This is a genomic window from Brevundimonas bullata, assembly GCF_003350205.1.
Classification (GTDB): Bacteria; Pseudomonadota; Alphaproteobacteria; order Caulobacterales; family Caulobacteraceae; genus Brevundimonas; species Brevundimonas bullata.
In genome coordinates this window covers 1-21630 of the sequence record NZ_QLLC01000040.1, presented here as the reverse complement: position 1 = coordinate 21630, position 21630 = coordinate 1, and the positions used below count along the sequence as shown (strand labels likewise).

The window sequence follows — 21630 nt, the reverse complement described above, 5'->3', positions numbered from 1 at the left end:
CTCGTCGCTTCAATCCGCTTGTGGGTCAGGCACTTTGTCCACACCACCTAGGCTTGGGTGGCGGCCGGAACTCCATGATCAACACTAAGGAAACCAACCCGCGTCCTGACGCGCCAGCGTCCCGGGACCAGGGTCTGGAAGAGGTGCGCCTGCGCCAGCAGGCCATCGGCGTGAAGCTGCGCCATATGTTCGACCAGGTGGTGAACGAGCCCGTTCCCGACGAATTCCTGGACATCCTGCGGCGGGCCGACGAGCGGTCGTCGACCAAGGAGGGCCAGTGAGCAGCACCGGCGCCCCGCCTAAACCGCCCTCCGCCGATGACGATGGTTTCAAGAAGGAACTGGTGACGCTCATCCCTCATCTGCGCGCCTTCGCCCGGACCCTTACCGGCGACCCCACGGCTGCCGACGACCTGGCGCAGGAAGCCATGATGAAGGCCTGGGACGCCCGGGCCAGCTATCAGATGGGCACGAACATGAAGGCCTGGACCTTCATGATCCTGCGCAACCAGTTCTATTCGGAGAAGCGCCGCTCGTGGCGTCAGACCCAGCTGGATCAGGAAGCCGCCGAGCGGACCCTGGTGGCGGTCGACGATCCCGAGGCGCCCGTCGCCCTGGACGAACTGCGTCAGGCCCTGAAGACCCTGCCCGAGGAACAGCGCGAAGCCCTGATCCTGGTCGGCGCCGGTGGCTTCGCCTACGAAGAGGCCGCTGAAATCTGCCAGTGCGCCGTCGGCACGGTGAAGAGCCGCGTGTCGCGCGCCCGCAAGGCCCTGGCGGCCACGCTGGAACGCGGCGGCTATGGCCGCGACGGCAAGGCGGCCGGCGACGCCATGCGCTCCATCCTGGCCGACGCCGACCGCCTGAGCGGCGCCAGGCAAAGCTGAGGCATGCTGCGGTTCGGCCGCCCATGGGCGCGCAAGCTCGGCCGTCCCAGCGTTCAGGGCATCCGCTTCCGCATGGGGCTGGCCATGGCGGCCGCCCTGCTGCCGATCCTGGTGCTCAGCGGCGTCCAGACCCAGGCCGAATTCCGTCGCCAGGCGGATGACCGTCGCATCGACCTGCAACTGGCCGCCGAACGCAGCGCCACCGAGGCCAAGGCGCGGATCGACAGCACTGTCGTCCTGTTGCAGGCCCTGGCCCCGGAGGCTGCCGGCTTCTACTGCGAACCGCGCCTGACGGCCCTGGTGTCGCGGCTGGACGGCCTGTCGGCCCTGCAGCGCTACAGCGCGACCGGGGAGCCCGTCTGCGCGTCCCGCAGCAGCGACAGCGAGCGACCTTCCGCCGAGGTGCGCAGCCAGGACTGGTATCAGCGGCTGAGGAACGGCGAGGACGTGGTCATGGTCCGCGCCCCTGATGCGCCGGGATCGCTGATCGTCGCCGTTCGTTCGGAACGTCCGCTGGGCGCGTTTCAGGGCGCGATCGCGGCGGTGATCCCGCTGACGGCCCTGCAGCCCGATATTCAAGACCCCGCCCTGCCGACCGGCTCCCAGGCCGCCCTGACCGACGCCGACGGCCGCGTCCTGGTCGCGACCGACCCGTCGACCTTCGCCATCGTCGACGACAAGGGCGCGACCTGGACCCGGCGCGCCCAGCAGGGCCAGGCCGCCCTGTTCGAGGCGCGGGACGCCAAGGGGCGCAGGCATGTCTACGCCGGGACTAATCTGGCCGGGCGCGATCTGTTCGTCCTGCTGGCGGCGCCGACCTCGGGCCTGCTGTCGTGGGCGCGGCTGAACCCGATCGGCACCTTCCTGCTGCCGCTGGCGGCCTGGCTGGTGGCCTTCCTGGCCGTCATGCTGCTGTCCGAGCGGATCGTCATTCGGTGGCTGGTCTATCTGGAGCGGGTGGCCTCCATCTATGCGAAGGGGCGCTTCTCGGTGCGGCCGGTTCAGGCTGAACACGCCCCCGCCGAGATCCGCACCCTGGCCCGCACCCTGGGCGCGCTGGGCGAAACCATCACGACCCGCGACAAGGCCCTGCTGGACTCGCTGGACGAGAAGGACGCGCTGATGCGCGAGATCCACCACCGGGTGAAGAACAATCTGCAGATCATCTCGTCCCTGCTGTCGATGCAGCAGCGGGCGGTGACGGACCCGGCGGCGCGCTCGGCCCTGGGCGACACACGCCAGCGGATCACGGCCCTGGCCCTGATCTATCGCACCCTCTACCAGAGCGAGGACATCCGCGAGGCGGACTCGCGCACCTTCCTGACGGAACTGGTCGGGCAGTTGATCGCGGGTGAGGCCATGCGCGGCCCGCTGGTCACGAGTTCGGTCGAGGCCGACGCCTTGATCATTGATCCTGACCGACTGGCCCCCGTGGCCCTGTGGCTGGTCGAGGCCGTCTCCAACGCCCAGAAGCACGCCTTCGCCGGGCGCGGCGGCGACCTGAAGGTCCGCTTCAAGGTCGCGGGCGACACCAGCGTTCTGGAGGTCCAGGACGACGGACCGGGCATGGGCGACCGCGACTCCACAGGCGTGGGCCGCACATTGATGAGCGCCTTCGCCAAACAGCTGCGCGGCCAGGCCGAAATGCTTGAGGCGCCGGGCGGCGGCTCTATCGCCCGCCTGACCTTCCCGACGCCCGAAGCGCCCCAGGCCAGCCACTCTTTGTCAGCTTGACAGGAACCTTGGCCACGCCATCGCGTTTCTTGTGCGAGGGGCGTCTCCCGACACCCTGCCCTCTTCACTGGAGCCGACCCATGCGCAAACTGTTCGTACTCGCCGCTGCCGCCGCCCTGCTGACCACCGCCGCCTGCAACACCGTGGCCGGCGTCGGCAAGGACACCCAGGCCGCTGGCTCCGCCGTCGAAGGCGCCGCCCGCGACGCCAAGAACTAAGACTTCGACGACCGATCAATCCCCGTCGCCCTCACCGGCGGCGGGGATTTTTTGCGCCTGCCGCGCAGGGCCTCAGGCGAAAGCCCAGGTCCCAGCGTCCGCTGGCCCATCCGGGTCGCCAGCGGCCGGGCGACCCGGGCGCCGGTGAAAGACCGCACGACGGGCCCGCGCGACGGGACGCCAGATCATCCTGGCCGCCCTCTGACCGCTAAGGACCAGGCGCGCCTTGACCACGGGCCAGCGCGCCCTTCCCGCAATCAGGCTGACTGCGGCGACCAGCTCGACATAGGCCAGAACGTCGCCGGCCATCAGCAGGGCCAACTCCACCGGGAGAATCTGGATCATCATGATCGCGCCGAAGACGATGATCAGCGACCGGATTCGACTACCGCTGAACGCCTCGCCCGTCTTCTCCATCACGAACCTGCGGCTCGGCCGGTGCGCCGAACAGGCCATTCCGACCACCGCCAGGAAAAGCGGCAATAATGGAAAGCCGCCGGTCAACAGCCCCGGCGCGGCGACGAGCCCCGCCGTCAGCGCCAGCCCGCACCACAACATCACCTCATGATCGTCCGACATGATCCCCCCGCAACCTTGGCTTTGAAGGTGGGGACCGGCCGGACCGCACACAAGTTCGAATTTCAGCGTTACGGTCTAGGCGTTCCCAAAGGTCAGGTTTAGCTTCGCACGGCCCCGCTCAGAGGGGCGCGAACTCAGGGACGAAACCCATGCGCGTCGGCGTACCCCGCGAAATCAAGACCAACGAACATCGCGTAGGCCTGACCCCGACCGCCGCGCGCGAATACGTCGCCCATGGCCATGAGGTCCGTATCGAGACCGGCGCCGGGCTGGGCGCGGGCTTCACCGACGCCGACTACGTCAAGGCGGGCGCGACCATCGTCGCCGACGCCGAAACCGTCTTCAACGACAGCGACATGATCGTGAAGGTCAAGGAGCCGCAACCCGTCGAATGGGCGCGGCTGCGCGAAGACCATATCCTCTTCACCTATCTGCATCTGGCGCCCGATCCCGAGCAGACCAAGGGCCTCCTGGCGTCGAAATGCGCCGCCATCGCCTATGAGACGGTGACGGACAGGAACGGCGGCCTGCCCCTGCTGGCGCCCATGTCCGAGGTGGCCGGGCGCATCGCCGTCTTCTCCGCCGCCGAGACCCTGTTGAAGCACAACGGCGGCATGGGCCTGCTGTTCTGCGGCGTGCCGGGCGTGGCCCCTGCGCGGGTGCTGGTGCTGGGCGGCGGGGTCGTGGGGCTGAACGCCGCGCGCATGGCCATGGGCCTGGGCGCCGAGGTGGTGGTGCTGGAACGGTCCATCCCCCGGATGCGCGAGATCGACGAACTGACCGGCGGGCGGGTCATCACCCGCTATTCCTCCATCGGCGCCATCGAGGAGGAACTGGTCAAGGCCGACGTGGTCATCGGGGCGGTCCTGGTCCCCGGCGCCGAGGCCCCGACCCTGGTCCGCCGCGACCAGCTGAAATCCATGAAGCCCGGCAGCGTCCTGATCGACGTGGCCATCGACCAGGGCGGCTGCTTCGAGACCTCGAAGCCTACGACCCACGAAGACCCGACCTATGTCGTCGACGGCGTGGTCCACTACTGCGTCGCCAACATGCCCGGCGCGGCGCCGCGCACCAGTTCCGAGGCCCTGACCAACGCCACCCTGCCCTTCGGCCTGGCCCTGGCGGACAAGGGTCTGGCGGCCCTCAAGCAGGACCCGCATCTGGCGCGCGGCCTGAACGTGCTGAAGGGCGAGATCACCTATCCCGCCGTGGCCGAAGCGCTCGGGCTGTCGTGGAGCGATCCCTTCGGCGTCTGGGCGCGGGGGTAGAATCACGCGCGGCCTTCACTGGCCTGTAAATCGCCGCTCTCTTCGGTCATAAGGCGCCCATGAAGTTCCTCGACCAGGCCAAGATCTACATTCGCTCGGGCGCCGGCGGCGCCGGCGCCGTCTCGTTCCGACGTGAAAAGTTCATCCCCAACGGCGGCCCGGACGGCGGCGACGGCGGCAAGGGCGGCGACGTCTGGGTCGAGGCCGCTGACGGGCTGAACACCCTGATCGACTTCCGCTACCAGCAGCATTTCAAGGCCCAGACCGGCCATCACGGCCAGGGCCGCCAGATGCACGGCGGCAAGGGCGACGACGTGGTCCTGCGCGTTCCGGTCGGCACCCAGGTGCTGGACGAGGACAAGGAAACCGTCCTGCTCGACATGGACAAGCCGGGGCTGAAGGTGAAGCTGCTGTCCGGCGGCAACGGCGGCTGGGGCAATACCCGCTTCAAGGGCCCGACCAACCAGGCGCCGGCCTACGCCAACCCCGGCCAGGAGTTCCAGGAGCGCTGGATCTGGCTGCGGCTGAAGCTGATCGCCGACATCGGTCTGGCCGGCCTGCCCAACGCCGGCAAGTCGACCTTCCTCGCGGCGGTCTCGGCGGCCAAGCCCAAGGTGGCGGACTATCCCTTCACCACCCTGACGCCCAACCTCGGCGTGGTGGATCTGAGCCCGTCGGAACGCTTCGTCATCGCCGACATTCCCGGCCTGATCGAAGGCGCGCACGAGGGCGCCGGCCTGGGCACCCGCTTCCTGGGTCACGTCGAGCGTTCGGCCAGCCTGATCCACCTGATCGACGGCACGCAGGAAGACGTGGCCGAGGCGTACCGCATCATTCGCGGCGAGTTGGACGCTTACGGCGAAGGCCTGGCCGACAAGGTCGAGCTGCTGGCCCTGAACAAGATCGACGCCCTGTCGCCCGAGGAACGCGAGGAAAAGGTCGCCGCGCTTAAGGAAGCCTCGGGCAAGACGCCCTTCCTGGTGTCGGGCGTGTCGGGCGAAGGCGTGACCGAGCTGCTGCGCGCCGCCTGGGCCGAGGTCCGCCAGACCCGCGGCGAGATCGTCGTCGAAGGCGACGACGTCGTTCCCGAGACGCCGGGCGGCTGGGCGCCTTAAGCAAGCCCCGGCTTTCCTCCCCATTTCATGGGGAGGTGGCGCGTCGCCGCAGGCGAGGTGACGGAGGGGGCGACGCCGCCCTTTGCCTTTCTCGCGCTTGAAAGTCGGATCTCGCGCCGCCCCCTCCACCACTTCGTGGTCCCCCTCCCCACACAGTGGGGAGGAAAGCGGAAGCACAGATGACGCGACGGTCGCCGCCCCCTATGTTCGCGCCATGACCGACGCGCCCATCGAATCCGCCGCCCGCCCCCTGACCCAGGACGGACCGCCGCCCCGGCTGTGGCTGATCGACGCCTCGGCCTATATCTTCCGCGCCTATCACGCCCTGCCGCCCCTGACGCGCAAGTCGGACGGCCTGCCCGTCGGGGCGGTGCAGGGCTACTGCAACATGTTGTGGAAGCTGATCCGCGACATGAAGGGCGAAGACGGCCCGACCCATCTGGTCGCCGTCTTCGACCACTCGGAAAAGACCTTCCGCAACACCCTCTATGATCAGTACAAGGCCCACCGCCCGCCGGCGCCCGAGGATCTGGTGCCGCAGTTTCCCCTGGTGCGCGAGGCGACGGCCGCATTCGGCGTGCACGGCGTCGAACTGGCCGGCTATGAGGCCGACGACCTGATCGCCACCTATGCCTGCAAGGTCCGCGACATGGGCGGCGAGGCGGTCATCGTCAGCTCCGACAAGGACCTGATGCAGCTGATCGGGAACGGCGTCGTCATGTACGACCCGATGAAGGACAAGCGCCTGGACGAGGAGGCCGTGTTCGAGAAGTTCGGCGTCACCCCGGACAAGGTGGTCGAGGTCCAGGCCCTGATCGGCGACAGCGTCGACAACGTCCCCGGCGCCCCCGGCATCGGGCCGAAGACGGCGGCCCAGCTGATCCACGAATACGGCGACCTCGACACGCTTCTGGCCCGCGCGGGCGAGATCAAGCAGCCCAAGCGGCGCGAGACCCTGATCGCCTTCGCCGACCAGATCCGTCTGTCGCGCGAGCTTGTGACCCTGACCTGCGACGCCCCGGCGCCGGAGGCGGTCGACGACTTCCTGATCCGCGATCCCGACCCGGCGGTGCTGTCGGAGTTTCTGGAGCGGATGGAGTTCCGCTCCCTGTTGCGCCGCGTCGGCGACGGCAAGGCGCCGCAAAAGGAGGGCTCGGCCTTCGCCCGTCAGCCCTCGGCCCCGGTCGCTACGCCGCGCTATGGTCAGACCGAGGTTGCGACGCCCGACGCGGTCCACGACTTCGACCGCGACAAGTACGAGTGCGTGCAGACGCTGGAGGATCTGGACCGCTGGATCGCCCGCGCCCGCGCCGCCGGCGTCATCGGCTTCGACACCGAGACCGACGCCCTGTCGGCCACCCATGCGGGCCTGTGCGGCGTCTCTATCGCGGTCGGCCCGAACGAGGCCTGCTATATTCCGCTGACCCATGACCATGAGCCGAGCGGCGACGCAGGCCTCAGCGGCGGCTTCGACTTCGGTCTGGAACCGGCCCAGGGCGAGGTTCGCGAGCCGCTGACCCAGATCGACAAGCCCACCGCCCTGGAACGGCTCAAGACCCTGCTGGAAGACCCCGCGGTGCTGAAGGTGGGCCAGAACATCAAATACGACCTCGCCGTCATGGCCCGGCGCGGCATCCGCGTGTCCCCGATCGAGGACACCATGCTGATCAGCTACGTCCTCGAAGGCGGGCTGCACGGCCACGGCATGGATGAACTGGCGCGCCTGCACCTCGGCCACGAGACCATCCCGTTCAAGAGCGTGGCGGGCGCAGGCAAGAGCCAGAAAAGCTTCAAGCACGTCGAGTTGAAGCCCGCGACCTGCTACGCCGCCGAGGACGCGGATGTGACCCTGCGGCTCTACAGGCTGCTCAAGCCGCGTCTGGCGAGCGAGCGCCTGACCACGGTCTATGAGACGCTGGAACGGGGCATGCCCGCCGTTCTGGCCGACATGGAGCTGAACGGGGTGCGGGTCGATCCCGACCGTCTGCGCTCCCTGTCCTCGACCTTCGGTCAGCGCATGGCCGAGCTGGAGGAGCAGGCGCACAAGCTGGCGGGCCGGCCCTTCAACGTCGGCAGCCCGCGTCAGATCGGCGAAATTCTCTTCGGCGAGATGAACCTGCCCGGCGGCAAGAAGACCGCCAGCGGCCAGTGGGGCACCGAGGCCAGCGTGCTGGAAGAACTGGCCCTGACGCACGACCTGCCGCGCGCCATCCTGGACTGGCGCCAACTGTCGAAGCTCAAGGGCACCTATACCGACGCCCTGGTCGCGGCCTCGGACCCGACGACGCACCGGGTGCACACCTCCTATCAGCTGGCGGCGGCGACGACGGGGCGTCTGGCCTCCTCCGATCCCAACCTGCAGAACATCCCCATCCGCACCGAGACCGGCCGCCTGATCCGTCAGGCCTTCATCGCCTCGCCGGGCCATGTGCTGATCAGCGCCGACTACAGCCAGATCGAGCTGCGCCTCTTGGCCCATATCGGCGACATCCCCGAGCTGAAGCGCGCCTTCAAGGCGGGCCTCGACATTCACGCCGCCACCGCGTCGGAGATGTTCGGCGTGCCGGTCGAGGGCATGCCGTCGGAAACCCGCCGCCGGGCCAAGGCGATCAACTTCGGCATCGTCTACGGCATCTCGGCCTTCGGTCTGGCGGCTCAGCTCGGCATCGATCAGGGCGAGGCCGGGGCCTATATCAAGACCTATTTCGAGCGCTTCCCCGGCATCCGCGCCTACATGGACAAGACCAAGACCCAGGTGAAGGCCGACGGCTTCGTCACCACCGTCTTCGGGCGTCGCATCCATATCCCGGCCATCCATTCCAAGTCAGGCGCCGAGCGCCAGTTCGGCGAACGCGCCGCCATCAACGCCCCGATTCAGGGCGCCGCCGCCGACATCATCCGCCGCGCCATGATCCGCATGCCCGCCGCCCTGGCCGAGGCCGGGCTGAAGACCCGCATGCTGTTGCAGGTCCACGACGAACTGATCTTCGAAGCCCCCGAAGCCGAGGCCGAGCGCGCCCTGGTCGTGGTGCGCAAGATCATGGAAGGCGCCGCCGACCCCGCCGTGGCCCTCAGCGTGCCTCTGGTGGTCGAGGCCAAGGCCGCCTCCAACTGGGACGAGGCGCACTGATCCAGCGTTGAGCGTTTCTCTCTAATCGCTGCAAACTTCTAAAAGAAACGCGCAGCGATCACGGCTGTTCGGGGTGAAAATTTTGCCTAAACCTTGACCACTTGGAACATCCCTCCAAGAACAAGGTTCAGTTGTGAAAAAGAGTCTGCTGCGGCTGTCGGTCGCCGCTATTGCCCTGACGGCGGCCGTCCCCGCCTTCGCCCAATCCGCCCCGGCGCCGGTGGAGGCGCCCGAACCCGAGGCCGTCGCCACGGTCGACGAGGTGGTCGTCACCGGCTCGCGCATCCGCCGCGTCGATCTGGAGGGCGTCGCCCCCGTCTCGGTCCTGACCGGGGAGGCCATCGACACGCGCGGCTTCCGCAGCGTCTTCGACGCCCTGAGCCAGGCGACCCAGAACACCGGCTCGGTCCAGGGCGAAGATTTCGGCGCCACCTTCACCCCGGCGGCCAACGTCATCTCGCTGCGCGGCCTCGGCCCCAACCACACCCTGGTGCTGCTGAACGGGCGACGGGTGGCGGAGTATCCGTCGGCCTACAACGGCTCGGTCAATGCGGTGAACCTGGCCAACCTGCCCAACGCCGTGGTCGACCGGATCGAGGTCCTGACCGGGGGCGCCGGCGCCATCTACGGCTCGGACGCCATCGCCGGGGTGGTCAATATCAAACTGAAGCAGAAGACCGACGGCTTCGACGCCTCGCTGCGCTATGGCGGCACCGAACAGGGCGGCGGCGAGAACTGGCGTGCGCAACTGTCGGGCGGTCGCAGCTGGGACCGTCTGGATGTGGTCGGCAGCCTGGAATACAGCCGGCGCGACGCCATCTTCTGGGGCGACCGCGAGATCAGCCAATCCTTCACCCGCTACGCCGAGCCGGGCGTGGTTCCGCCGGCCCTGTTCTCGAACCGCAACCCGATCACCCGCGCCTATTATGATCCGCCCGCCGGCCTGTGCGAGGGCCTGGGCGCCTTGCAGGGCGGCACGGTCGAGCGCGTGGTCGCGGCCAGCGGCGGTTCCTACTGCGGCAGCGACGCCTTCTACAGCACGCGCACGATCCAGACGCAGAAGGAGTCGGGCAACGCCTATCTGGGCCTGACCTATCGCCTGAACGATGATGCGGAACTGTTCGGCGAGTTCTTGTACGGCAAGACCCAGGTCGACAACGTCGTGCGCTCGCTGAGCTGGAACAAGACCTTCTGGAACGACACGGCCGGGCGGCTGGAAACCTGGAACCGGGTGCTTACGCCCGAGGAGACGGGCGGCGCCTTCGGCGTCGGCAACCGCTACGACGAGGAGAACTGGAACGCGGTCCTGGGCGTGCGCGGCCACATTGGCGACTGGCGCTATGAGGCCGCCTTCAACCGCTCGGAATACGTCAGCGATCAGAGCCGCGTGCGGCTGCTGACCGGGATCGACGCCTTCTTCCTGGGCGCCCAGCAGGGGACGCGCGACGTCGCCGGCACGACCCAGCCGGTCTATGCGCCCGCCGCCAACCGCCTCTACACGCCCCTGACCTCGGGGGAGTTCGGCACGGTGGCCGACCGCTTCACCGACCACAACACCTCCTGGCTGCAGGACTTCACCCTCTCGGTGGACGGCGACCTGTGGCAGCTTCCGGCAGGGGCCTTGCAAGCCGCCGCCGTCGTCGAGATCGGCGAGCAGGGCTACAAGAACCAGCCCGACGCGCGCCTGAACAACGGCGTCGCCTGGAACACCAGCGGGTCGCAGCCCTCGGGCGGCGAGCGCAAGCGTCAGGCGGCGGGTCTGGAACTGCGCGTGCCGATCCTGGACCAGCTGACCGCCACGGTCGCCGGCCGCTACGACCGCTACGAATACCGGGGCGAGTCGGTGGACAGCCCCACCTACAGCCTGGGCCTGCAGTACCGGCCCATCCCCAGCCTGATGCTGCGCTCCAGCTATTCGACCAGCTTCCGCGCCCCGGACATGAACTACATCTTCGCCACCGAGACGCGCGGCTACTATCCCGGCGTGACGGACTATTATCAGTGCCGTCTGGAGGAGCAGGACTATTCCAGCTGCGACATCCAGTACAACATGGACTTCACGCGCGGCGGAAACGCCGAGTTGCAGCCGGAGAAGGGCAAGTCCTTCACCGCCGGCTTCGTCTGGACGCCCAGCAAGGCCTTCGACATCCAGTTCGACTATTATGATCTGGAGATCAGCCAGCAGGTCACGTCGCTGAGCGAGGACATCATCCTGCGCACCGAGGCCGACTGCCGCATTGGCCGCACGCCCAGCGGCGGGACGGTCGATCCGACCTCGGCCCTTTGCCTAAACTATGTCGGACGGGTTGCGCGCAATCCGGGCGATGCGGCCATCAATCCGAACCAGGTGACGCGCATCACGGTCAATCCGATCAACGCGGCCAGCGAGACGACGCGCGGCTTCGACGCCACCGTCAACGCCCGCCACGACTTCGAGCGTTACGGACGGCTGAGCGGCAGCCTGACCTACACCAAGGTTCTGGAGCACGAATACCAGCAGTTCGAGGGCGACCCGACCTTCGACTATCTGCGCGACCTGTCGCGTCAGTCGGACTGGCGTGACCGCATGTCGGGCAGCGTCACCTGGGACGTCGGGCCGTGGACGACCACCCTCTACGGCGTCCGCTACGGGACCATTCCGACCAATGACTATGCCTCGGAGCGCGATCCCTACGCCGTGTTCAACGCCAGCGTCCGTTATCGCGTCAACGACAAGGCCTCGGTCTCGGTGATCATGAACAACATCGCCGACCGCTATCCCGAGGACCGCACCGGCGGCTGGCCGAACTATTCGATCGGCTGGTACGACATCTACGGCCGTCAGACCTGGGTCCAGCTGGACTACAGCTTCTAATAGGACGGGAGGGGGCGGCGACGTCCCCTCCCCTTTTCCCGACGACAGGGCTAGGCTTTGGTTTCCGGCAGCAGGAGCGGACCATGAGCCTCGACCCCGAGATCCACGACAACGCCGAGGCCCGGCGCTACGAGCTGACCGTGGAGGGTGAAACCGCCGTGGTCATCTACAACCCGGTCGCGGGCGGCCTGCTGATCACCGAGACCATCGTGCCGATCCCGCTGGAGGGACGCGGCATCGCCAGCCGGATGGCGAAACACGTCTTGGCCGACCTGAAGGCGCGCGGCCTGGTCATCCTGCCGACCTGCCCCTTCTTCGCCGGCTACTTGAAGAAGCACCCGGAATACGCCGAGCTGGTGCATCCGTCGTATCGCGCCGCGCTGGGTCTCTAAGGTCGCCTCAGGCGGCCGCGCCTGCTAGGGCGGGGCGATGAAGAACGAGACCCTGGACGTCCTGATCGTCGGCGCCGGCGCGGCCGGCATGATGTGCGCCATCGAGGCGGGCAAGCGCGGCCGCCGCGTGCGCGTCATCGACCACGCCCGCGCGCCCGGCGAGAAGATCCGCATCTCGGGCGGCGGACGCTGCAACTTCACCAATCTGGGGACCAGCGGGGCGAACTTCCTGAGCGAGAACCCCCGCTTCGCCCTGTCGGCGCTGAAGCGCTTCACCCAGCACGACTTCCTGAAAATGGTCGAGCGCCACGGCATCGCCTGGCACGAGAAGACCCTGGGCCAGCTGTTCTGCGACGACAGCGCCAAGCAGATCATCCGTATGCTGACGGACGAGATGAAGGCGGCGGGCGTGACCCTGTCGCTGGGCCTGGGCGTGACCGCGATCAGCCGCAGCGGCGACCGTTTCGAGGTGGCGCTGGACGACGGAACCTGCGTTTCGGCCGCCTCGCTGGTCGTGGCCACCGGCGGCAAGTCCATCCCCAAGATGGGCTCAACCGGCTGGGGCTATGAGGTGGCGCGCCAGTTCGGCCTGCGGCTGACCGAGACGCGGCCCGCGCTTGTTCCCCTCACCTTCGAGCCGACCCTGCTGGAGCAACTGGTTCCGCTGGCGGGCGTGGCCGTGGACGCCATCGTCAAAACCGCCCCCAACTCGGCCTCAAGCAGCCCGAAGGGCGATAGGCCCCAGTTCAAGGAGGCCATGCTGTTCACCCACCGCGGCCTGTCCGGCCCGTCGATCCTGCAGATCAGCTCCTATTGGCGCGAAGGCGAGGCCATCACCGTCAACATGGCGCCGAGCGAAGACGTCGCCGCCCGGATGCTGGCGGCCAAGACCGAGAACGGCAAGCAGGCTGTGCACACGGCCCTGGGCCACATCATTCCCCGCCGTCTGGCCGAGGTCATCTGCGCCCGCGAGGGTCTGGCCGGCAAGCTGGCCGAGATAGGCGACAAGAAGCTGCGGGCCATGGCCGAGACGGTCAACGCCTGGACGGTCAAGCCGGTCGGGTCGGAGGGCTATCGCACCGCCGAGGTGACGCTGGGCGGGGTCGACACCGCCGCCCTGGACCAGCAGACGATGGAGGCCAAAACCGTCCCCGGCCTCTTCTTCATCGGCGAAGTGGTCGACGTGACCGGCTGGCTGGGCGGCTACAACTTCCAATGGGCCTGGTCGTCGGGCTGGGCCGCCGGGCAGAGCTGCTAGGAACACAGCCCCCTGCGGCGTCTGCGCACGTTGTGAGGCGGGCGGGCCCTCCCTAGTTTTCGTCGCAGCGGGACGGGCCCCTCTGGCGCGGCGAAAGCGGCGTGATGTCGGACCGCATCATTCGACCCTGAGGACCCTATGCCCCTATTGATGTGCCCCAACGACAACGCCGCCATGCAGACGCTGGACCGCAACGGCGTCCAATTCGACATGTGCCCGACCTGCCGCGGCGTCTGGCTGGATCGCGGCGAACTTGAAAAGCTGATGGCGAGCGCCGCCGAGGAGGGTCGCGCCGCCGCACCGCAGCCGACCTATCAGCAACCGCTCCAGCAGCAACCCATGCAGCAGCCCCATCAGCAGCCATGGGGCGGCGGCCAGCCGCAGGGTTATCGCGAGCCGCCGCGCTACAAGGACGACGACCGTCACCGCGACGGCGGCTACTACAAAAAGAAAAAGCGGATGGACATCTTCGACATCTTCGACTGATCGGCGCCGCGGCCTGGGCGGCCAAACTCAGGCCGCGAGGCCGACCGCCTGCATCAGGGGCCGCAGCGTCTGCAACGCTTCGGGCGCCGCGCCCAGGGCGGCGCGGACCTCGGGCGAGCGGAACAGCTTGATCGCCTCGGCCTTGGCCCGGTCGGCCACCGGGCCGGTGGGGCCGGTCTCGCCCGCCGCTAGCCGCAGCAGGGCCGCCAGCTTCTGCGGCGCAGGGGCCGGGGCGCGGACGATCTGGGCGGTCAGCTTGGCGTCCGCTTCGACCGAGCCGCCGACCAGGCCCAGGGCCGTGACGATGGCGTCGCGGTCCCGGTCCGACAGGGCGGCCTTGCCGACCGCGCGCTGCAGGCCGCTCAGCGCCATCAGCTTCTGGCCCGTGGTCTGATTGAGGGTCCGCATCTCGGTCTCGAAGCGCAACGAGGTGACGCAGGCGTCCAGCCAGCGCGCCGCCGAGCGCTTGTTGGCCCCGCCGGTGACGTTTTCGCACAGTCGCGCCAGCCGCTCGGCCTCACGCAGCGCCGTGGGACAGCCGCGTACATAGGCGGCGACGAAGTCGGCTGTGACCAGGCTTTTGGAGCGCTCGCTGAAGGCGGTCTGCACCTCTTCCAGCGTCAGCAAACGGCCCGCCGTGGCGGTCAGGGTCATGGCCAGGGCGCGCAGGATGTCGATCTCGCCCTCGGCGTCGCCGGGACGCAGGCGACGCTGGCTCATCAGTTCGCGCACCACCATCCGCGCCAGCGACGCCGCCAGCAGGGGGAACTCGCCCGCCGCCAGCCGCTCGCCCAGACGCGCCGGCCCGCCCTCGACCGGCGGGACCAGAACGGCCAGCTTCGGATCGCGCGCGATCAGGGCGGCAATCTCACGCGGGGCCACCATGCGCACCACGGCCGCCAGGCTGGAGCCCTGATCCAGGGCCGGGCCGACGATCTGGGCCAGACTGGCGCGCGAGCCGAACAGTTCGCACAGGATCTGTTCGACCGGCACGAAGACCAGGGCCCGCGGCGGGCCCTCGGACGGGGCGCGGTCGCACAGGTCCATCAGCCGGTCCAGACGCGCCCGCGCGCCCTTCAACCCCTTCAAGGCCCCGGCGACGACACCGCCCATGATGAAGGCGCGGTCCGACGATCCGCTCAGCCGATGCGCCACGTCGGCGACCGAGCGTTCGGCCAGACCGGGAAACTCGCCGCGTCGTCCCGCCCGCAACAGCCGTTCGATCGCCTGTTCGGAGAGGCGTTGGTAATGGCGCACCAGATCATGCACCACCTGACCCGTGGCCTGGGCCTCCGGCACGGCGACCTTCTGGATGGCGTGCTGAAGCTCGACGCCCGAGGCCTCGAGCCGCTCAGCCAGATCGGGGCGATGCAGCAGTTCGAAGGTCGTCGCCCCCTGACGGGTCAGCCAGTCCTCCAGCACCCGACCGATCAGGTCGCGCGCGTGGGGGGTATAGAGGTCCTGCACGCCGCGACAGCCCGGTCCGGTCCGGTCGTCCTGGATCTTGGGCTTGCGCTTCACCTCGGGCGCGCCGCGCGTCAGGACGGTGACGCTGGCGAACTCCATGGTGTCGGGGTCCAGGGTCTCCTTGGTCACGCGCACGGCGCAGGCCTGACCGTCGCGCAGCAGGTCTTCGGCCGTCTCGACCGCCAGCTTGCGGTCCTCGGTCGCCATCGACAGCGACCAGGACGACGGCGGCGTCTTGCGGACATAGATTTCGTAGTGAACCGGACCGGCCATGGCGTCTTTCACGCGGAACTGGCCGCCACCCTGCGCCGACAGGCTTTAAGGCGAGGTTTCGCCTTTTCCCGGCCAAGGTTGAAAGACAGGCTCTGGCGAACCATTTGCTGTGGCCGTAATGTCACCCCGATGGGATAGAACGGTTACGCTTGTCGCGCGTTGAGCCATCAACACGCGACGGATGATCGAACGACCACCGCCGCCCGCACTCAGGAGAAGCCCTTGGCCAACATCACTCTGGTCGACGACGACGAGAACATCGTCGCCTCCGTGTCCCTGGCTCTGGAAAGCCACGGCCACAAGGTCACGGCCTATCATGACGGCGCTTCGGGTCTCGAGGCGCTGGAGACCACGCCCCCGGATCTGGCGATCCTGGACGTGAAGATGCCGCGCATGGACGGCATGGAGGTGCTGCGCCGCCTGCGTCAGACCTCGCAGATTCCCGTCATCATGCTGACGTCCAAGGACGAGGAGATCGACGAGATCCTCGGCTTCAACCTCGGCGCCGACGACTATATCCACAAGCCCTTCAGCCAGCGTCTGCTGATCGAACGGGTCAAGGCCCTGCTGCGCCGCACCGGCGCCGACGGCGGCGAGGTCGAGACCGCCGCAGAAGCCGCCGGCAAGGCCATCAAGCGCGGCAAGCTGTCGATGGACCCGGCCCGCCACGAGAGCACCTGGGAAGGCAAGCCGGTCAAGCTGACCGTCACCGAGTTCCTGCTGCTTCAGGCCCTGGCCCAGCGCCCCGGTTTCGTGAAGAGCCGCGACAGTCTTATGGACGCCGCCTACGACGATCAGGTCTATGTCGATGATCGCACCATCGACAGCCACGTCAAACGGATGCGAAAGAAGTTCCGGGTGGTCGATCCCGAGTTCGACGCGATCGAGACCCTGTATGGCGTCGGTTACCGCTACCGCGAAAGCTGAGATCGAGGACGGCCGGCCGCGGCGTCGATTCCGCTTCGGCGGGTCGCGCCTCGGCGGCTTCATCCTGGCCCTCAACCTGCTCAGCCTGCTGATCCTGTTCGGCGGGGCCCTGGCCCTGAACGAATGGCAGCGCGGCCTGATCGAAGCGCGCCAGGAATCCCTGTCGGTGCAGGCCAAGCTTCTGGCCAATGTGCTGGGCGAACTGGGCATCACCCAGGGCGAACCCTATCCCATGCTGGACCCCGGCGCGGCGGGGCTGTGGCTGCGCGACAACTTCATTCCCGAGGGCCAGCGCGCGCGCCTGTACGATCAGGACGGATTGCTGGTCTCGGACAGCTTCGCCGTCACAGACGCCATTCCGGGCGAGGCCCTGCCCCCCGCCAATCCCGCTGGCACGGCCCTGGCGCCCAGCGAGCCGTCGCCGCGCGAAACCGCGCGGGTGAAGCGCGCCAACGCCGAACTGTCCGCCGAGGTCGAGCGCGCCCTGCAAGGCGAGCCCCAGGCCGACATCCGCCGCAATGAGAACGGCGACCGGGTCGTCTCGGTCTCCCTGCCGGTGCGCCATGTCCAGCAGGTGCTGGGCGTGCTGACGCTGGAAGCCGGCGACGTCGACGAAACCCTGGCCGCGCAGCGCCGCGCCCTGACCCCCTTCGCCCTGGTGGCCCTGGCGGTGAACCTGCTGTCGGCCCTGGTGCTGCACCTGTTCGTGGCCCGGCCCGTCATGCGGCTGTCGGCGGCGGCGGATCAGGTGCGCCTGCAACGCGCCCGCGCCATCTCCCTGCCCGACCTGGAGGACCGCAAGGACGAGATCGGCGACCTGGCCCGCGCCCTGGAGTCCATGACCGACACCCTGTCGACGCGCATGGACGCCATCGAACGCTTCGCCGCCGACGTCAGCCACGAGATCAAGAACCCCCTGACGTCAATCCGCTCGGCGCTGGAGACCCTTCCCCTGGTCAAGACCGACGAGCAGAGGGCGCGGCTGACCAACCTGCTGCAACAGGACGTGCGGCGTCTGGACCGGCTAATCACCGACATCTCCAACGCCTCGCGTCTGGACGCGGAACTGTCGCGCGACCGCCCGCGCCTGATCGACCTGAACGAACTGCTGGGCGACATCGTCGCCGTCTACGAGGGCGGACAGAAGCCCGGCGAGGCCATGGTCCGTTTCGCCTCGACCGGCGAGGCCGCGCGGGTGCTGGGCCGCGACATTCCCCTGGGCCAGGTGTTCCGCAACCTGATCGACAACGCCCGCTCGTTCAGCCCGGCTGACGGCGAGGTCCGCGTGCGTCTGGAACGCGACGACAGCCGCCCCGACCTGCCCTTGCGCATCCGCGTCGAGGACGACGGCCCCGGCATTCCAGCGGAAAACCTCGAGACCGTGTTCGAGCGCTTCTACACCTCGCGGCCCAAGGGCACGGCCTTCGGCGCCAACTCGGGTCTGGGCCTGTCCATCGTGCGCCAGATCGTCGACGCCCATGGGGGCCGGGTCCACGCCGAGAACCGCGTCGATGGGGACGGCCAGGTCGTCGGCGCCCGCTTCGAGGTGCTTCTGCCCCTGGCTGGACGACGTCCATGACCCAGCCGATGCAACCGCTGCACGCCACCGCCGTGGCCCGCCATACGCCCGCCGGATGGCGCGGCGTCCTGATCCAGGGTCCGTCGGGCGTCGGCAAGAGCGATCTGGCCCTGCGTCTGATCGGTCAGGGCTGGCGTCTGATCGCCGACGACTGGACCCATCTTTGGGCCTCTGACGGCGCCCTCTACGCCGCCGCGCCCGCGACGATCACGGGCAAGATCGAGGTGCGCGGCCTGGGCATCGTCGCCGCGTCGCTGTGGCCCCTGGCCCGGATCAGGCTGGCCGTCGCCTGCACCCACGAGGCCGTCGAGCGCCTGCCGGAGGCCGCCGCCTGGACCTGGGACGGCATCTCGATTCCACAGCTGCGGCTGGACCCGCGCCCGGCTTCGGCAGGTCAGGTCGTCGCAACCGCGCTGGCCGCTCTTTGAACCGGCGCGCGATTGGCCTATGAAGGCCGGCTTGCAGATCAGTCTGGACGCCTCAGGGCGTTCGCTGAGGACAGCGGTGCGGGGCGGATTGTCTTGGTGAAGCCTTCATGATCGGGCTGGTGATCGTCACTCACGGGGGCCTGGCCTCCGAGTTTCTGGCGGCGATGGAGCATGTGGTCGGCCCTCAACGGGGCGTGGCCGCGATCTGCATCGGCCCCGAGGACGACATGGAGCGGCGGCGCCGCGACATCGTCGACGCCGCCGCAGCCGTGAACGACGGCGACGGCGTCATCCTGCTGACCGACATGTTCGGCGGCACGCCCTCCAACCTGGCGATTTCCGTGATGGAGCAGACCCACGCCGAGGTCATCGCCGGGCTGAACCTGCCCATGCTGATCAAGCTGGCCAGCGTGCGCACCCGCGAAAGCCTGGAGACCTGCGTCGCCCATGCGCAGGACGCCGGGCGCAAATACATCTCGGTGGCGTCTTGGGTTCTGGCGGGCGAGAAATGACCGACACTCCCATGCAGCAGGGGACCGTTCAGGGACCGATCCAGGTCACGGTCGGCATCTGCAACCAGCGCGGCCTGCACGCCCGCGCCTCGGCCAAGTTCGTCAAGCTGGCCTCCAGCTTCGAATCGGAAATCCGCGTCACCCGCGACGGCGTCACCGTGGACGCCCGCTCGATCATGGGCCTGCTGATGCTGGGCGCCGGCATCGGCTGCGGCGTCGACATCGAGGCCGAAGGCCCCGACGCCGCCGAAGCCATCGAAGCCCTCAGCGACCTGGTCGCCCGCAAGTTCGACGAAGACCAGTAGGCCCCCGACCGGCCTCAGACCGTCCCGGTGATCTACAGGGTTGGAACACCAGGGCCAGGCGGCCCGCCCCGCAGGCTCAACAAAAAAGCCAGAACTGAAATCCGCGGCTAAAGCCTGTGTACAGCCTGGGCCACCGCAGCGGCGGCGCGATCCAGATCATCGCCCCCGCAGCCCGACAGCAGGATCTCACCGAGGTTCGGTCGGGCGTCATCGCGCGCGGCGCGGCGATAGGCGGGGTCATAGTGGTCCTGCATCAGGGCCGTCGCCAGGGCGCGCAGATCGCCGGCGCGCGACAGCTGACGCCAGGCCTCGACGGTTTCTCGACTGTGATGGCTCGGCAGGCGGCGCAGCGCCGTGTCTCGCGCCTCGGCGTCGTGGTCCAGGGCGGCGTAGTCCTCGAGCACCCGCGCCACACGCGCGGTGATCGGCGCATTCAGCACCAGGCGCGGCGCGGCCTTCATCGCCGACCACAGGATCGGCGGCAGGGCCAGCCGACCGATACGGCTGGACTCCGCCTCGACCACGATGGGCTGCGCCGGGTCCAGCCCGTCAAGCGCCGCCAGCAGCCGCGTCTCGAACAGTTTCTGAGACGGCTGGGCCACGCCGGTCCCTCCGAACAGCGAGCCCCGATGCTCGGCCAGAGCCTCCAGGTCCAGGCTCTGCACGCCGTGCGCGGCCAGACGGGAAAGCACCGCGGTCTTGCCGCTGCCGGTCAGGCCGTCCAGCAGGACAAGGCGAGGCGCCGGGGCCGTTTCCGGCTCATACAGACGCGCCACAACCTGACGCCGCCAGGTCTGATAGCCGCCGTCCAGACGCGTCACCGGCCAGCCGACCTGGTCCATCACGGTCGTCATCGCCGTCGACCGCTGCCCGCCGCGCCAGCAATAGACCAGGGGCTGGAAACCGCCGTCCCGATCCGCCAGCGCGCCCTCCAGATGATCGGCGATGTTGCGCGCGACCAGGCCCGCGCCCAGTCGACGCGCCAGGAATTTGGAGCGCTGCACATAGACGGTTCCGACCTCGGCCCGCTCGGCGTCGTTCAGGACCGGCAGGTTGATCGCGCCCGGCAGGTGATCCTTGGCGAACTCGCCCGGACTGCGCACGTCGATGATGGCGTCGTAGCGCGCCAGGGCCTCGCGGCCGACATCGGCGCTCAGCCGCGTCGTCAAACCACGACCACCGAGGGCGCGCCTTCGCGCACCCGACCGACCCGCCGGGCCGAGGCGAAGCCCAGGCTCTGGACCAGTTGCATCACGGCCTCGGCGCCCTCGGGCGCGACCGCGATCAACAGGCCGCCCGAGGTCTGGGGGTCGCTGAGCAGATCGCGCCGCCATTCGGGCAGAGCCGACGGCGTCGTGACCGCCTCCCCATAGGCCGCCCAGTTGCGCACGGACGCCCCGGTCCGCACCCCCGCCGCCGCCAGGTCCTCGGCGCCCGCCAGATAGGCCGGTCCCGTCAGCTCCAGCTCGACGGCGACGCCGGCGCCACGCGCCATCTCCAGCGCATGACCCAGCAGGCCGAAGCCGGTCACGTCCGTCACGGCATGAACCTCGGGCATGGTCGCCAGACGCGGGCCGGGCGTGTTCAACTGCGTCGTCGAGGCCATCAGGGCGGCATAGCCCGCCGCGTCCAACCGTTCCTGCTTGAAGGCGGCGCTGAGCACGCCCACGCCCAGGGCCTTGGTCAGGATCAGCACGTCGCCCGGCTGGGACCGGCGATTGGTCAGGACCCGATCAGGGTGAACCAGGCCCAGGGCGACCAGGCCGTAGATCGGTTCGACGCTGTCGATGGAATGGCCGCCCGCGACCGGCACGCCCGTCGTGGCGCAGACCGAGGCCCCGCCCTCCAAGATCCGGCCGATGGTCTGGACCGACAGCTTGCCCACCGGCATGCCCACGATGGCCAGGGCGAAGATCGGCGTCGCCCCCATGGCGTAGACGTCGGACAGGGCGTTGGCGGCGGCGATCCGGCCAAAGTCGAACGGGTCGTCGACCATGGGCATGAAGAAGTCGGTCGTGGCCACCAGGGCCTGGTCGTCGTTCAGCCGCCACACCGCCGCATCGTCAGACGTCTCGGCCCCCACCATCAGATTGGCGAAGGGCGCCGCCTGGGGCGCGCCGACCAGGATGGATTGGAGCACGTCGGGCGCGATCTTGCAGCCGCAACCGCCGCCATGGGCCAGGGTCGTCAGTCTGGGTTCTGCTTGGGTCATGCCCCCG

Annotated in this window: 20 protein-coding genes; 16 read left to right on the top strand and 4 right to left on the bottom strand. The window is 68.8% G+C overall.

Annotated features, from left to right (window positions below):
- Positions 1–74: 74 nt before the first annotated feature.
- The 4 genes from nepR to DXK21_RS14530 all read left to right on the top strand — a co-directional run bounded on the left by nepR (position 75) and on the right by DXK21_RS14530 (position 2838).
- Positions 75–281 carry an anti-sigma T factor NepR gene (gene nepR / locus DXK21_RS14545; RefSeq protein WP_114818497.1) on the top strand — a complete coding sequence of 69 codons (207 nt, stop codon included), beginning with the start codon at positions 75–77 and terminating at the stop codon, positions 279–281.
- Entirely contained in the window at positions 278–886 is a 609-nt protein-coding gene (locus tag DXK21_RS14540) for a sigma-70 family RNA polymerase sigma factor (protein ID WP_114818496.1), read from the top strand. The genes nepR and DXK21_RS14540 overlap by 4 nt, the downstream gene beginning before the upstream one ends.
- 3 nt (positions 887–889) lie before the next feature.
- Entirely contained in the window at positions 890–2620 is a 1731-nt protein-coding gene (gene phyK, locus DXK21_RS14535) for a sensor histidine kinase PhyK (protein WP_211306048.1), read from the top strand.
- 80 nt (positions 2621–2700) lie between these two features.
- Complete coding sequence (locus DXK21_RS14530; protein WP_114818495.1) at positions 2701–2838, top strand: entericidin A/B family lipoprotein; 138 nt, start codon at positions 2701–2703, stop codon at positions 2836–2838.
- Positions 2839–2910: 72 nt separating this feature from the next.
- Here DXK21_RS14530 and DXK21_RS14525 read toward each other — a convergent pair whose 3' ends face one another.
- Positions 2911–3417, bottom strand: a complete 507-nt coding sequence (locus DXK21_RS14525) for a hypothetical protein (RefSeq protein WP_114818494.1) — start codon at positions 3415–3417, stop codon at positions 2911–2913.
- Between the two features lie 149 nt (positions 3418–3566).
- On the opposite strand from DXK21_RS14525, the gene ald reads away from it, so the two are divergent.
- The 7 genes from ald (at position 3567) to DXK21_RS14490 (ending at position 13920) form a co-directional block, all read left to right on the top strand.
- Entirely contained in the window at positions 3567–4685 is a 1119-nt protein-coding gene (gene ald / locus DXK21_RS14520) for an alanine dehydrogenase (protein WP_114818493.1), read from the top strand.
- 59 nt (positions 4686–4744) lie between these two features.
- On the top strand, positions 4745–5800 hold the full coding sequence (obgE, locus tag DXK21_RS14515; protein WP_114818492.1) for a GTPase ObgE: 1056 nt from the start codon (positions 4745–4747) through the stop codon (positions 5798–5800).
- 214 nt (positions 5801–6014) lie between these two features.
- A complete protein-coding gene (polA, locus tag DXK21_RS14510) occupies positions 6015–8930 on the top strand; it encodes a DNA polymerase I (protein ID WP_114818491.1) in 2916 nt (971 codons plus the stop codon).
- A 133-nt stretch (positions 8931–9063) separates the two neighbouring features.
- Positions 9064–11784 carry a TonB-dependent receptor plug domain-containing protein gene (locus tag DXK21_RS14505; RefSeq protein ID WP_114818490.1) on the top strand — a complete coding sequence of 907 codons (2721 nt, stop codon included), beginning with the start codon at positions 9064–9066 and terminating at the stop codon, positions 11782–11784.
- A gap of 83 nt (positions 11785–11867) precedes the next feature.
- Entirely contained in the window at positions 11868–12176 is a 309-nt protein-coding gene (locus DXK21_RS14500; protein WP_114818489.1) for a GNAT family N-acetyltransferase, read from the top strand.
- A 37-nt stretch (positions 12177–12213) separates the two neighbouring features.
- Positions 12214–13434, top strand: a complete 1221-nt coding sequence (locus DXK21_RS14495) for a BaiN/RdsA family NAD(P)/FAD-dependent oxidoreductase (RefSeq protein WP_114818488.1) — start codon at positions 12214–12216, stop codon at positions 13432–13434.
- Positions 13435–13572: 138 nt separating this feature from the next.
- Positions 13573–13920: a TFIIB-type zinc ribbon-containing protein gene (locus tag DXK21_RS14490; RefSeq protein ID WP_114818487.1), complete on the top strand. Its 348-nt coding sequence runs from the start codon at positions 13573–13575 to the stop codon at positions 13918–13920.
- Between the two features lie 27 nt (positions 13921–13947).
- Here DXK21_RS14490 and DXK21_RS14485 read toward each other — a convergent pair whose 3' ends face one another.
- Positions 13948–15660, bottom strand: a complete 1713-nt coding sequence (locus DXK21_RS14485; protein WP_114818486.1) for a hypothetical protein — start codon at positions 15658–15660, stop codon at positions 13948–13950.
- A 222-nt stretch (positions 15661–15882) separates the two neighbouring features.
- Here DXK21_RS14485 and DXK21_RS14480 point away from each other — a divergent pair, with 222 nt between their 5' ends.
- From DXK21_RS14480 to DXK21_RS14460, 5 genes are all read left to right on the top strand, one after another.
- Positions 15883–16587 (top strand): two-component response regulator ChvI, encoded by a 705-nt coding sequence (locus DXK21_RS14480; RefSeq protein ID WP_114818485.1) that lies wholly within the window; start codon positions 15883–15885, stop codon positions 16585–16587.
- The gene (locus tag DXK21_RS14475) at positions 16556–18166 is read left to right on the top strand and encodes a stimulus-sensing domain-containing protein (protein ID WP_114818484.1); all 1611 of its coding nucleotides are present in this window, start codon (positions 16556–16558) and stop codon (positions 18164–18166) included. The genes DXK21_RS14480 and DXK21_RS14475 overlap by 32 nt, the downstream gene beginning before the upstream one ends.
- Positions 18163–18594 carry an HPr kinase/phosphorylase gene (locus DXK21_RS14470; protein ID WP_114818483.1) on the top strand — a complete coding sequence of 144 codons (432 nt, stop codon included), beginning with the start codon at positions 18163–18165 and terminating at the stop codon, positions 18592–18594. The genes DXK21_RS14475 and DXK21_RS14470 overlap by 4 nt, the downstream gene beginning before the upstream one ends.
- A gap of 107 nt (positions 18595–18701) precedes the next feature.
- Positions 18702–19106 carry a PTS sugar transporter subunit IIA gene (locus DXK21_RS14465; protein ID WP_105564561.1) on the top strand — a complete coding sequence of 135 codons (405 nt, stop codon included), beginning with the start codon at positions 18702–18704 and terminating at the stop codon, positions 19104–19106.
- A complete protein-coding gene (locus DXK21_RS14460; RefSeq protein WP_245945233.1) occupies positions 19103–19411 on the top strand; it encodes an HPr family phosphocarrier protein in 309 nt (102 codons plus the stop codon). Before DXK21_RS14465 ends, DXK21_RS14460 begins: the two co-directional genes overlap by 4 nt.
- A 107-nt stretch (positions 19412–19518) precedes the next feature.
- Here DXK21_RS14460 and mnmH read toward each other — a convergent pair whose 3' ends face one another.
- Together mnmH and selD are read right to left on the bottom strand one after the other, a co-directional pair.
- Positions 19519–20580 carry a tRNA 2-selenouridine(34) synthase MnmH gene (gene mnmH, locus DXK21_RS14455; protein WP_114818481.1) on the bottom strand — a complete coding sequence of 354 codons (1062 nt, stop codon included), beginning with the start codon at positions 20578–20580 and terminating at the stop codon, positions 19519–19521.
- Complete coding sequence (selD, locus tag DXK21_RS14450) at positions 20577–21623, bottom strand: selenide, water dikinase SelD (RefSeq protein ID WP_114818480.1); 1047 nt, start codon at positions 21621–21623, stop codon at positions 20577–20579. Before selD ends, mnmH begins: the two co-directional genes overlap by 4 nt.
- Positions 21624–21630 lie beyond the last annotated feature (7 nt).

What these genes read in the sequence shown, in the direction of transcription:
- nepR (WP_114818497.1), top strand. Translation starts at nt 75, where the DNA reads ATGATCAACACTAAGGAAACCAACCCGCGTCCTGACGCGCCAGCGTCC.
- phyK (WP_211306048.1), top strand. Translation starts at nt 890, where the DNA reads ATGCTGCGGTTCGGCCGCCCATGGGCGCGCAAGCTCGGCCGTCCCAGC.
- DXK21_RS14530 (WP_114818495.1), top strand. Translation starts at nt 2,701, where the DNA reads ATGCGCAAACTGTTCGTACTCGCCGCTGCCGCCGCCCTGCTGACCACC.
- DXK21_RS14525 (WP_114818494.1), bottom strand. Translation starts at nt 3,417, where the DNA reads ATGTCGGACGATCATGAGGTGATGTTGTGGTGCGGGCTGGCGCTGACG.
- ald (WP_114818493.1), top strand. Translation starts at nt 3,567, where the DNA reads ATGCGCGTCGGCGTACCCCGCGAAATCAAGACCAACGAACATCGCGTA.
- obgE (WP_114818492.1), top strand. Translation starts at nt 4,745, where the DNA reads ATGAAGTTCCTCGACCAGGCCAAGATCTACATTCGCTCGGGCGCCGGC.
- polA (WP_114818491.1), top strand. Translation starts at nt 6,015, where the DNA reads ATGACCGACGCGCCCATCGAATCCGCCGCCCGCCCCCTGACCCAGGAC.
- DXK21_RS14500 (WP_114818489.1), top strand. Translation starts at nt 11,868, where the DNA reads ATGAGCCTCGACCCCGAGATCCACGACAACGCCGAGGCCCGGCGCTAC.
- DXK21_RS14495 (WP_114818488.1), top strand. Translation starts at nt 12,214, where the DNA reads ATGAAGAACGAGACCCTGGACGTCCTGATCGTCGGCGCCGGCGCGGCC.
- DXK21_RS14490 (WP_114818487.1), top strand. Translation starts at nt 13,573, where the DNA reads ATGCCCCTATTGATGTGCCCCAACGACAACGCCGCCATGCAGACGCTG.
- DXK21_RS14485 (WP_114818486.1), bottom strand. Translation starts at nt 15,660, where the DNA reads ATGGCCGGTCCGGTTCACTACGAAATCTATGTCCGCAAGACGCCGCCG.
- DXK21_RS14475 (WP_114818484.1), top strand. Translation starts at nt 16,556, where the DNA reads ATGGCGTCGGTTACCGCTACCGCGAAAGCTGAGATCGAGGACGGCCGG.
- DXK21_RS14470 (WP_114818483.1), top strand. Translation starts at nt 18,163, where the DNA reads ATGACCCAGCCGATGCAACCGCTGCACGCCACCGCCGTGGCCCGCCAT.
- DXK21_RS14465 (WP_105564561.1), top strand. Translation starts at nt 18,702, where the DNA reads ATGATCGGGCTGGTGATCGTCACTCACGGGGGCCTGGCCTCCGAGTTT.
- DXK21_RS14460 (WP_245945233.1), top strand. Translation starts at nt 19,103, where the DNA reads ATGACCGACACTCCCATGCAGCAGGGGACCGTTCAGGGACCGATCCAG.
- selD (WP_114818480.1), bottom strand. Translation starts at nt 21,623, where the DNA reads ATGACCCAAGCAGAACCCAGACTGACGACCCTGGCCCATGGCGGCGGT.